Origin of the sequence: Paenibacillus sp. FSL R7-0652 (assembly GCF_038595045.1) — a bacterium.
GTDB lineage: Bacteria > Bacillota > Bacilli > Paenibacillales > Paenibacillaceae > Paenibacillus.
The window spans coordinates 1260324-1272481 of record NZ_CP152001.1; the positions used below are offsets into that span (position 1 = coordinate 1260324).

Below are 12158 nucleotides of genomic sequence, written 5' to 3' on the forward strand. Positions count from 1 at the left end.
TTAACTGACTTAGATTAATTATTCCTAATTTAACTAACTAACTATCTAATTATCTAACTAACCCGCCCAGCCTAATCATATTAATTCCAACCTAACTCAACTCAAACCAATCCAAGTCCAGCCTAACTCAACCCAACCCCAATCCAACGCAACCCAATCCAACTCATCCAAACCGAACCCGATTCAACCCATATTATCCCTTACCACCCGAGTTCAGTACCAAGTTCAATCGCAGTTCATTCCCAAATTCAATCGTGGTCCAATCTAGACAGGCAGCTGATCCGATCCGTATTCCCAGTACATTCTCAATCTGCCAGATATTCCGCGTTCTAAAGGCAGCTGCCCAAGAATTAATGCAAATCTAAGCATTACAATGAGATAACCGAGGTACTCCCATCATATCGAAGGGGCCAGCGCAGAACAACCTTTCGGAGGCATTTTGTCTGAGAGGCATCACATGTTGCGATAATGACAAATAATAATATTTCCGCATACTCCATAAATGCAGCCCTGTCGTCGTATTACCCTCGTATCATCCTACGCGATGATTACCCATTCGATATCTTCATGTTCATTATCACTTTGTAAGAAATCTCTATCGCTTTGTCACACTGTACAAGTCATCAGGAGATTGAAGTTTTATTTAAAATGAGTTTGAGACACGCTCTCCCTGTAAAACAAATAGGATTAACAACAGCAGCTGACGCTCCTGCTCATTATCCTCACATATATCGATATGTCAATTATACCATATAAGGAGACTTCGTTAATATTTCATCCACCTGGGAAAAATCAACAAACCATGTTGACAATCTGTATTAAGTGTATTAATAATAGTAGTACAGTTAATACGGTGCGCGAATGGACGAATGAGGGGTAAAGATCTTTTTCCCAAATTAACTGATAAAGACTGCAGCTGAGCTAACTGGTCAGGAGTTAAGCCCAAACGAGCACCGTGGAGGCATAAAGGTTGACAGTTAACCATTTTAGAGAGGAGGTGCGGGATGTTCGAATTGGATGTACGCAGCCGTAAGGCGATCTATGAGCAGCTGGTGGATAAAATCAAAGAAATGATCGTATACGGTATTCTGAAACCCGATGAGCAGCTTCCTTCCGTTCGGTCATTATCAACACAGCTCACCGTGAACCCGAATACAATTCAAAAGGCATACCGTGAGCTGGAGCGAGAAGGTTATATTTATTCCTTGCAGGGTAAAGGAAGTTTCGTATCATCATCTGTGGAACATCCGAAGGAGGCTATGAAAGATGAGATCAGAGAGTCCTTGGTGAAACTGATTGCTGAAGCTTCGTTTTCCGGTTTAACCAAGGCGGAGATGACTCTTTTGTTTGAAGAAGCGATGGCCCGTATAGAGAAGGAGGTGCCTCATGATTGAGCTTAATCAAGTCATTAAAGCTTTTGAACAGGAAAAGGCCGTTGATGGAATAAGTATGCACATACATAAGGGATCGATTTACGGTCTGCTCGGATCTAACGGGGCAGGCAAAACATCGCTGCTCAAAATCATTGCAGGGATCTATCGTCAAGATAGTGGAACTGTACGTATCGAAGGAGCGGAAATCTATGAAAATCTGGATCTTAAAGGTCGTACCATTTTTATGGCCGATGCACCGTACTTTTTTCCACAATCTTCGATAACTCACATGGCTCAATTTTACCGTTCCGTGTATCCACAATGGAGTGATGAGCGATTTAATCAACTGGCTTCTGTATTCAAACTAGATGTGAAACGCAAGCTTCATCGCATGTCCAAAGGCATGCGCCGTCAAGCCGCGGTATGGCTTGGACTCAGCTGTATGCCTCAGGTGCTGCTGATGGATGAGCCGATTGATGGCCTCGACCCTGTTATGCGGCAGCAGATCAAAAACCTGCTGTTCCAGGAAGCGGCGGAGCGTCAGGTAACGATCATCATCTCGTCCCACAATTTGCGGGAGATCGAAGACCTCTGTGACCATGTGGCTATTATGCACAAAGGCCAAATTATCGTACAGAAAGATCTGGATGACCTTAAGTCGGACACACACAAGATTCAGGTTGCTTTCCGCCACCCGGATCATGCCGGTTCGCTGCAAGAACAGGTTCACATTTTGCATGAAGAAAAAAGAGGAAGTGTCACCTTGTACATTGTTAAAGGTCATCGTGAAGATGTTACGGCGCAATTTCGTCTGCATGATCCGTATCTGCTGGATGTGCTGCCGCTGACGCTGGAGGAAATTTTTATCTATGAAATGGAGGGTGCGGGTTATGACATTCAACCGATTATACTTTAACCGCGGCATCCTGTACCAAAATCTAAGGCAGCATGGATGGCTGGGTATCATTTATCTGCTTCTGTTGTTATATTCACTTCCGTTATTTATCGGTACACAGTACCGAGATTATACAGAAGAAATCAGCACTTTGTTCAGAGCGCGTGGAGAATTTCACTGGTTCTTCGCGATAACGGTTCCGGTCGCGATCGCATTATTCCTGTTCCGGTACATTCAGGCCGGTGGGCCTGCTTCTGTATATCACAGCCTGCCGCTGCAGCGTAAACATCTGCTGACGATGAACCTGCTGACGGGATATGTGATGATTCTGGTTCCTATCTGGATTACAGCCGGAGTTACCGCGTGGGTGTCCGCCGCTCTGGAGGAACCTGCTTTTATTTTTGACGGCAGTGTGATCTGGATGTGGGGCGTGACGATGAGTGTGATCTCTTTGTTCATGTTTATGCTGACCGTGGCTGTAGGCATGTGTATTGGGCAGTCGATCTTACAAGGGCTTACTGTGTACGGTATCAGCCTGATTCCAATAATCTTCTGGGGAACTTTTGAGATGCATCTGAAGCGTTATTTGTTAGGTTTTCCAGAGCATGCGCTCAAATCCGGTATGGAAAGCATATCTCCGGTCACCCGAATGAGCGTCCTTCAAGATGCCCCAGGCTGGAGCGAAATTGGTATCTATGCTGGCTTGACGGTGCTCCTTATCGTTCTGTCATATCTTTTGTATCGTAAACGGCATGTGGAATCGGCCTCGCAGGCCATTACATTCCGCATTGTGAAGCCAATCTTTCGTTTTGGATTTATGTTCACGCTTGTGCTGCTGGGTGGTGCGTACCTTTCGGCAATTGCGCCCAGAAATTCGGAGTTATGGGGCATCACAGGATATATTATTGGAGGCATTGCCGGTTATATTGGAGCCGAGATGATTATTCGCAAAACCTGGCTAATCTGGAACGGTAGTTTACTGCCACGATTTGCTGCCTACGGGATTGCGGCGGCACTGATCCTGTACGTGCCTGTTGCGGATTGGAACGGTTATGCAGCCAATGTGCCCTCCAGGGACAATGTAGAGAAGGTGCGTATTGGCGGCGATCGTTCTATCTATGTTGATAATAAATATGTGAAGCTGGATGACGAAAAGTTATACTCTAACACGTCGGGGTATATCGAGGCGGTTCTTGACCTTCATCAGAAAATTGTGGATGCCGATCCGTCTCTTCAGGACAGGGGACAGAATCAATATATACCAGGAGAAGAGAGCGTCATTATTGATTATAAGTTAAAGAATGGGAAAACCCTGTCTCGGCAATACACCGTTTTAGAGCCCCATTTTCAATCGGAGTTCGAGAATATGAAAAACTGGGAGGATTACAAAATAACCAGATATGAAACTTATGCACTGGATGACGACGTCCGAAGTATTGGTATCCGGTCAAGTTTCCTCAGAGAGCGTGCTGTACACATCAGTGATCCTCAGTTAATCCGTGAATTCAAGGCGCTGCTGAAATCGGAAATTTTAGATCAAACGTATGAAGATCAGAAATCCGAGTGGGACTCTCTAGCATCAGCTGAGATTTATCAGAATTATATGGATGAGTCATCGCCCAAGCATATGTTGGATCGGCCTAATCTTAGTTCAACATATGAGATTAAAGCAACCTATAGCCGCTTGATTCAATGGCTCAAAGATAACAAGCTGTATGATCAGCTGCAGGTATCCACGGACGAAATTGCCTCAGCCCAGTTTATCAAACAGGAGACTAACAGCCCTGGTAAAGCTAAACTGGTTTATCCTGATCCGCAATTTATCGATGAAAACCTGACTGGAAACCGAAAAGTCGCGACCAAAAATAAAAAAATTATCAGCGAACTGCTCCAGCGTCAAAGATCGGGTCATTACACGGAAAGGGATACTGTCTATCAGATCAAGCTTAATTTTGTCAAAGGCCAGAGTGTCTATATGATGTTAAAAGAGGAAGATCTGACAGAGGACATGAAAGCAATTTTGGTAACGCCTTAAAACAAGCTGTAAACTGTCATGCACATCGTAATTCATTGCACTTAATCTGCAGAGTTCGTTAACCTTTGCAAAATAAAGTACTGCAGCATCCAGCTTGACCAAATCACTTATGTGGAATATATTAGAAAAAAAGATTCAACTGATTCGCTGGTTCAATGAATCTTATAGGGAACGGCTCATGAGGGAAGCACCCGTAAGAGCAGGCATACTGCCTGACTTACGGGTGCTTTTTGTCGTTAGCTGGATTGTTAGGGAGAATCTACAGCAGGGTCATGAATCAGGTCGTTAACCGGGCTGTTAGCTAAATCATGATCCAGGTCCTTATTTCAGGTCATTAGCTGACACGGGCTAAGTCGTTATTTAGGTCATTAGTTAGCTTAGCCAGTGACTTCGTCCTTATTCGGGTCAGCGGATACTGTCATTGAATCTTGAGCAATGGAAAAGAGGAGGAATTAACGTATGCATCTGAACTTCAAGGAGAGAGCAGTAACAGGGCATTATTTAACATTCATGAAACAATCGAAAAGGGTTGGGGCGAAAGAACCGGAGAGAGTATTGATGGGACAGAGACTGCTCATTGTGTTTGCTGTGATGTTCAGTATTGGATTGGTTTGGTCTTCAGCTGCAGTACACGGTGAGGGCATCGGTCTGAATGTAAATGCAGAGAAAGCCTGGAACACGGTATTGGACAAGGCGGATGCACAGACCAGACGTTCCCTGCAGCAGTCCTATGAGAGTGCTGGGAAGTGGAAGATACAAAAAGAGATGTGGGAACAGAAAACCAAACAGCTTCGGACTGAAAATGCAGCTGTATTGGTGCAGCTTAAAAAGAGGATAAGAGATACTGATGCTGCCAAACTGGCGGCTCTTCAGGAAACATTGGAGCATACGCAGGCGCGTTACGAACCGCTGTTTCAACTCTACACCTCACTAAACAAGCAGCGATCTGCGGCCAAAGCTGTTCAGAATAAAGAGTGGAGTGCAGCTGTTCGTGCTCAGACGGACAAGTTGAAATCGATAGTACAGCTGGCTCGGGAGGATATTCGAGCGAAGAAAAAGGATCTTGCTGAAGCACGTAAACGGAAAAATACCGAAGTGAAGCGGCTGCGAACGATGTTGAAGGGAACGGGTACTGTAAAGAAACAGATACAAACAGCCAGGAAACAGGTCAGTCTGTCCAGAGAAAGATATTCCAATGTGCTCCGCAGCTTCAAGCAAACGCTGAAAAAGGGTCAGCCTGCACGCGTATTAAACGCTCTGGGCTCCGTGGTTTCTTCGGCTGAGAGGTGGGCATCTGCCAACCGGAACTTATATACCCTAGAGCAGAAAGTAACTGCGATCTACGTGAAAGTCAGTCAGGAGATTAAAAGCAGCTCTTGAACAAAGCGGCTTTCTAATCCGATGTTTGATCCGCTGCTCGCTCTCTATCTTATAGAAGAAATCAGCACATATCTTAGTGAGAACTGATGTTACCTGAATAGGATAGAGCAGCAAAAGAAAGCGCTCATACGAGAAACTTGATCTGCTCTGATGCGTACACTCTTTTAAATAGGTTAGTTCGGTAATCACGGAGCGAGGTGCAGGTTGTTGCAGACCAAGGTAGAGAAGAAACATGAAGATAGCGCCATGTTGAAACGTGGGAACAAAACCAATTCGAGGCATGCAGGCAGAACAGGGTGGAAACGTAAACGTTACTGGCTCCCTATCGCTGTATTGGTTCTGGTTACAGGATTTGTAGGAATCAGTGCGCAGTTTACGCCCAAAATAACTGTTTTTTTGCTGAAGTCCGGAATTGAATGGATCTCTTCAAACGGGAACAGCAGGGATACGAATGAATGGGAAGGGATTACTCGTATTAGCGATACAGCCTACGCCAACGAAGGCCATCAGAGCAGTACAATGGATATTTATTATCCGTCTACAGCAGCTGGAGCACTACCAGTAATACTGTGGGTTCATGGCGGCGGGTGGGTAATGGGCGATAAAGAAGATATCGCCGACTATGCGGTGCAGTTAGCCAAACGTGGTCATGTGGTGGTCAGCATGAATTATGCACTAGGACCGGATACAACCTACCCCATGCCTGTAATTCAAACGAATCAGGCGTTAGCTTATATTAAAAATCATATCAGTCAACATCAAGGGGACCCGAACAATATATTTCTTGCAGGCAATTCGGCAGGTGCTCAGATTGCAAGTCAAACTGCGGCGGTGGTGACAAATCCCGACTTGGCAGAACAAATGAACATCGCCCCTTCGCTTGAGCCAGGACATTTAAGAGGAGTGCTCTTATTTTGCGGACCTTATAACCTGGGCACAGTCGAACGTACAGGTTTCCCCTTTATGCGTACATTTCTGTGGTCATATACGGGAACCAAGGCATACGAACATGATCCGCGTCTGAATGAAATGTCAACGGTACTTCAGGCCTCCGCTGCGTATCCACCTTCATTTATAACCTCCGGAAATGATGATCCCTTGACTGTACAGTCCATTGAATTGGCTGAGGCGCTGAAACGTCAGGGTGTCACAACGGAAACATTGTTCTTTGAAGCCACTTCGGAGAAATTGGGGCATGATTACCAGTTTGATCTGGGAAGAGAGGCTGCACAGCAGGCAATGAAGGCAACGGTTCAATTTATCCAGAATTATAAATATTAGTAGGGATAGGCTGCATGTCGACATTGTCTGGCTGTACAAAAAGAGGGTGCCCCGGCAGTTAACCATGAAGAATCATGGTAAAAATGCCGGGACACCCTTAGGTTTACTTTGATTGTTTACTTATCGACCAGAACCAGTAATCTGCGCATGGCCTCTTCAACCGTTGCACGTGGACAGGCTGCGTTGATGCGCATGAATCCCGCACTTTCTTCCCCGAATACCACTCCGTCGTTAAATGCGAGTTTGGCCTCATGCAGCAGTTTGCTGCTTAATTGTGCATGATCCATGCCTAATCCACGGAAATCGACCCATAACAAATAGGTTGCTTCTGGTAGATGAACATGAACGCCGGGTATATGCTCTGCAATAAACTGCTGTATATATTCCATATTACCGCGAATGTAGGTCAGGCATTGGTCAAGCCAGTCTTCAGCACCGTTATAGGCTGCTTCGGTGGCTGTGGCTCCCAATGTGCTGATGCTGGACAACCCCATGGTGGAGACACCTTGGGCAAAATGCGCCCGCAGATCGGCATTTGGAATAATGATATTGGAAGTAGATAATCCCGGGATATTAAACGTTTTGCTCGGTGCTGTACAGATGATGCTGTGATCTGCGATCGCTTCCGAGATCAGGCTCAGCGGTGTATGGGCTCCGCGTTCATACACAAGATCGGCATGAATTTCATCAGAAACGACAAGTACATTATATTTTAAGCACAGCGCCGCAAGTCCTTCCAGTTCCTCGCGAGTCCATACGCGTCCGACCGGATTGTGGGGGCTGCATAGAATCAGCATTTTCACTTTACCGGTCTGCAGACTTGCTTCCAACTGGTCCAGATCCATCGTGTACTGTCCCTGCTTTTCGATCAGCGGATTCATAATCAGCTCCCGGCCTTGATCCCTCACTACATTATAGAAGGGGGGATACACTGGAGTTTGAATAATAACAGCGTCCCCTGGCGAAGTAAACTGCTGCACTGCTATGCTGAGTGCTGGTACGATACCTGGCGTAAATACGATCCAGTCTGCATTGATTTTCCAGTTGTGGCGCCGTTCCATCCAGTCTGTGACTGCAGCATGATAGGCTTCGGTACGAAGGGTGTAGCCCAAAACTCCATGACTCACTCGTGTATGCAGTGCTTCAATAACGGAGGGCGGAGCAGCAAAATCCATGTCGGCCACCCACATCGGGAGTGCATCTGTTACACCGAAGAAGTGCTCCAGTCCGTCCCATTTCTCGGAACCGGTAGACAACCGGGTCAATGGTGTATCAAACATACTGTGATTTACCATAACAAAAGGTCCTCCTCGAATCATTCATTCGTTGTTGCGTCCTTCAAACAAGACCTCATTATCTAATACATCGTATAATTTCGCAACTTCCAAACCATTTTTATATGCCGCAAGTCCTGATTTCTGCAGATTTTATTTACAACCTTTCATCAAGTGCTTATGATATGGCTAACATGAAGTGAGATTAAGAAATAAGGGTATACAATTCCTTGTTATAAGAATTATGAATTCGCGGCATCGTATTATATTCTATTGAATTTTGGAGGAGAATAAACATGAAGAACAAAAAGTGGCTGATTGCTGCAGGTGTATTTGGCATGGTACTTACAGGATCAGCAGGTGTGTACGCAGGTACGCAGCTGGAGACCATCAAAGCATATCTGAATCATGGACTTGCACTAGAAGTAAATGGACAGAAATTTACACCGACAGGTGATCAAGGTAAAAAGCTTGCACCGATTACGTATCAAGGCAGTACATATCTTCCGGTTCGCTCCGTAGCAGAAGCATTGAATACCGAAGTGAAATATGATGCCAAAAATAATAAGGTAAGCATCGGTTCTTCCAGCTCTTCAGGCGGATCTGCATCTAGTGGTGGCGGTGAATCAGCGTCTCCAACCACAGGTACGAACACTCAGGCTTCAGGCGTGAAGTCCAAGTATTTGCCAGCTGATTTCCCGCTGCCAAAGGATGCTAAAACAACCAGCCTTATCGAGAATATGGTTGATGGTAACAAAAAAGTAGTCCTCATCTACACAACCAAGGAGAACTTGACGACAATCGGTACATCCTACAAAACCTATTACCAGAACAAAAACCTGACTCAAAAAAGTGAGGATATTCAAGCTGATGAATTCAGTATTTTGGGCCGTGAGGAAGGCAAGTACGCTGTGACCATTACAGGTAATGTGTCCTCGGACAATAAGGATCTAAATGAAGTTACTGTCATTTGGGGAGAAGAATAAGAGGTTAGTGCTGTGTCTCTCTATTGAAATAGAGCAAGCCGTTGGTCTGCAATCCTTAGGGATGGCGGACAAACGGCTTTTTAACGTGCACTGCAAGGCTTCTCTTCGTACAGGTTCAGCTTATATCACAGGTATTCGTTAAACCACCCGATGATATGCTCCAGTCTACGTATTCTCAAGTGAGGATGTCCTCCGCGGGACAGCTCATGGTTGGCACCAGGGAAGCGAACAAGACGAGTCGTCTGCTTAAGGCGTTTTAACGCTACATACAACTGCTCGGCCTGCTCAATCGGGCAGCGGAGATCTTGTTCGCCATGAAGAATGAGCAGGGGTGTCTGCACATTGCCGACATAAGCGAGCGGGGAATGCTTCCACAGTTTTTCCGTGTCCTCCCAGACGTTTCCGCCAATCTGATCCTCCGTGAAAAAATATCCGATGTCACTGACACCATAGAACGACAGCCAGTTGCTGATGGATCGCTGGGTAACAGCGGCTTTGAAGCGGTTGGTATGACCGACGATCCAGTTGGTCATAAAACCGCCATAGCTTCCGCCTGTTACGCCCAATCTGGATGGATCAATAAAATGATATTGTGATAAAGCATAGTCCACAGACTCCATCAGGTCCCGGTAATCACCGCCGCCGTAATCTTCACGACAGGCATTTACGAACTGCTGTCCATATCCCAGACCTCCACGCGGATTGATATACATTACAGCATAACCTTGAGCAGCAAGAAGCTGAAACTCGTGCATGAAGGTGTAACCATACATCATATGCGGGCCGCCGTGGATTTCAAGAATGGTTGGGACTTTGACACCCTCGACGATGCCATGAGGTTTCATAATCCATCCCTGCAGCTGCATTCCATCGGAGGACTCGAGCCAGAACGTTTCCGGTGTGCTCAGCCATATATCCTGTTCCAGTTGTGGATTGCTCCGAGTGAGGCGTACCGATTCGGCCCCGGCATCATTCGGCTGCTCATACAGATACAGATCACCTGGATGCTGCGGATCGGCAATCGCCGCTACAATCTGGCCTTGTGCCAGCTCGGCAAACTGATATATCTCACATTCATCCGGCAAAATGTAATCGGCATAACTTCCATCCACTGCAAATCTTGCTATCCGCACGCTGCCATGTATGGAAGCAAGACAGAGAATGGATGAGCCATCCCGTGAGTACATCGGACCTGTCGTGACGAGATGAGACCGCATGTCACCGACCAGGCTGTGATGCAGCTGCACATCCCAATGCGTGCTTAAACATTCGGGTGTTCCGCCCGTTATCGGGAGTATATACAGCTTCACAAGGGTAGCGTTGCCATAAGAACGATCGCTGGCGAGCAGGGCCAGCGACTGTGCATCGGGTGCAAAAGCAAGCCGGTAAAACGTGTATCCTTCCGGGGTTAATTGCTGGAGATCTGATCCGTCGGGTTTGGAGCTATAAACATGATTGGTTAACGTAAAGTCACTGTAATCCTCGCCTTTTTCAGGCATTTGGGTGATCCAGGCAATCCGTGTTCCATCGGGTGACCAGGCGTAATCGCCGATATCATAATGACCTGTCGTTACAGGTATTGCTTCTGCGCTGATTGGCGCAATAACAAACAGATGAGAATGCCGGCCGTTCCATATTCCGCTGCTGTCCGATTTCATGCGAATCCGGTCTATGACCTTTTCTTGAGGAAGAGTGCTGTCTTTACCGGTCCCCTTCGTGGGGTCTGCCAATGGTGTTCCCTGCTCTTCATCCATATCTACAGAGGATTTTACAAGCAGTGTTCTGCCATCCGGTGACCATAAGAAGGAACTCACACCATGTTTCAGATGACTGATCTGCTGAGCCTCACCACCATCCGAAGCAATGAGCCACACCTGAGAACTGCCGTCCACCTCACGTATAAAAGCAAGCTGTTTCTCATCCGGTGACCATGCAGGGGAATGATCGTTCTCACCAGAGGTAAAGGGCCTGTCCTTCCGACTGTCGAGATGAAGCAGTCTCAAGTGAGAACGATAGCCGTTATGTTTGTCATTGACTTGTCGGCTAACATAGACCAGATGTCCACCTTGGGGAGACGGAACCGGATCATTAACCCATGTAATCTGAACCAAATCTTCCGATGTCATACCGCGTTGTTCGTTCATCATGTGCCCTCCCGTTATCATTCAGATTGGATAATTTCCTAAGCTTTCCATTTATATTAACGGAAAGACAGGCAGGGGACAATAACTTACTGAATGAAGTATGTTTAAGATCAGCTCGAAATGGTTTAATGTACAATGCAGTTCCTGTTTTGAACTGTGCACTACATAGCGGCAAGAAGGAGGAAGTTACGCTTGAACACATCTTATGGGCAGCACGTGGAATATCCGAGCAGGAGAAGAATGGCTTGGCTTACAGCAGGGTCGGCGCTTTTTGTGAGTGCTGGGTTCTTCCTGATGTTTGACCGTTCATCAGAAGCAGGGGCTTCCATCATATCAAGTGTGATCGGCCTGTTATCGGTCCTCTTTTTTGGAATATGTTTCGTTTATAGTTTGGTACAGATGATTAGGAAAGAGCCTTCTTTTGTCATGAATGAGCACGGATTTATTGATTCTTCCTCTTATACTGCAGGCGGAAAAGTGGCATGGGAGGATGTTGAACATATTTTTATGTATGAGCTGATGGGACAGCAGATGATCGGTGTTAAACTTCAGGACGAGAAGGCATTTCTGGAGCGTCATAACGGGATGAAACGCAAGCTCATGATGGCGAACAGCAATATGGTTGATGCGACGGTCAGCATTGCTCAAAATAGCATTTCCCTGCCGCTGGATCAGCTGTACCTTAGAATGTTGGAGCATTGGCAGCATGTGAAGGATAACAGGGCATATGACTTGAAAAGCACGAATGAATACTGACTGCCTAGAGCTGTTTTATCGGCTTGAAGCAGTC

General features: G+C 46.2%; 9 protein-coding genes. 7 read left to right on the top strand and 2 right to left on the bottom strand.

The genetic code is table 11. From position 1 onward, the window contains the following. The first annotated feature begins 1004 nt into the window (after positions 1–1004). From MKY97_RS05560 to MKY97_RS05580, 5 genes are all read left to right on the top strand, one after another. Positions 1005–1394, top strand: a complete 390-nt coding sequence (locus MKY97_RS05560; RefSeq protein ID WP_342554504.1) for a GntR family transcriptional regulator — start codon at positions 1005–1007, stop codon at positions 1392–1394. Beyond that, on the top strand, positions 1387–2289 hold the full coding sequence (locus MKY97_RS05565) for an ABC transporter ATP-binding protein (protein ID WP_342554505.1): 903 nt from the start codon (positions 1387–1389) through the stop codon (positions 2287–2289). Before MKY97_RS05560 ends, MKY97_RS05565 begins: the two co-directional genes overlap by 8 nt. Continuing rightward, positions 2264–4303 carry a hypothetical protein gene (locus tag MKY97_RS05570; protein ID WP_342554506.1) on the top strand — a complete coding sequence of 680 codons (2040 nt, stop codon included), beginning with the start codon at positions 2264–2266 and terminating at the stop codon, positions 4301–4303. Before MKY97_RS05565 ends, MKY97_RS05570 begins: the two co-directional genes overlap by 26 nt. Positions 4304–4762: 459 nt before the next feature. Then, a complete protein-coding gene (locus tag MKY97_RS05575) occupies positions 4763–5683 on the top strand; it encodes a hypothetical protein (RefSeq protein ID WP_342554507.1) in 921 nt (306 codons plus the stop codon). Positions 5684–5887: 204 nt separating this feature from the next. Continuing rightward, the gene (locus MKY97_RS05580; RefSeq protein WP_342554508.1) at positions 5888–6964 is read left to right on the top strand and encodes an alpha/beta hydrolase; all 1077 of its coding nucleotides are present in this window, start codon (positions 5888–5890) and stop codon (positions 6962–6964) included. Positions 6965–7080: 116 nt separating this feature from the next. On the opposite strand, the gene MKY97_RS05585 is transcribed toward MKY97_RS05580, so the two are convergent. Further along, positions 7081–8259, bottom strand: a complete 1179-nt coding sequence (locus MKY97_RS05585; protein ID WP_342554509.1) for a MalY/PatB family protein — start codon at positions 8257–8259, stop codon at positions 7081–7083. Positions 8260–8534: 275 nt separating this feature from the next. Between MKY97_RS05585 and MKY97_RS05590 the strand changes: the two genes are divergently transcribed. Next, a complete protein-coding gene (locus tag MKY97_RS05590) occupies positions 8535–9224 on the top strand; it encodes a stalk domain-containing protein (protein WP_342554510.1) in 690 nt (229 codons plus the stop codon). Between the two features lie 125 nt (positions 9225–9349). Here MKY97_RS05590 and MKY97_RS05595 read toward each other — a convergent pair whose 3' ends face one another. Next, positions 9350–11371 (bottom strand): S9 family peptidase, encoded by a 2022-nt coding sequence (locus MKY97_RS05595; protein ID WP_342554511.1) that lies wholly within the window; start codon positions 11369–11371, stop codon positions 9350–9352. Positions 11372–11560: 189 nt separating this feature from the next. Here MKY97_RS05595 and MKY97_RS05600 point away from each other — a divergent pair, with 189 nt between their 5' ends. After that, positions 11561–12124, top strand: coding sequence for an STM3941 family protein (locus MKY97_RS05600; RefSeq protein WP_342554512.1), 564 nt, complete (start codon positions 11561–11563; stop codon positions 12122–12124). Positions 12125–12158 lie beyond the last annotated feature (34 nt).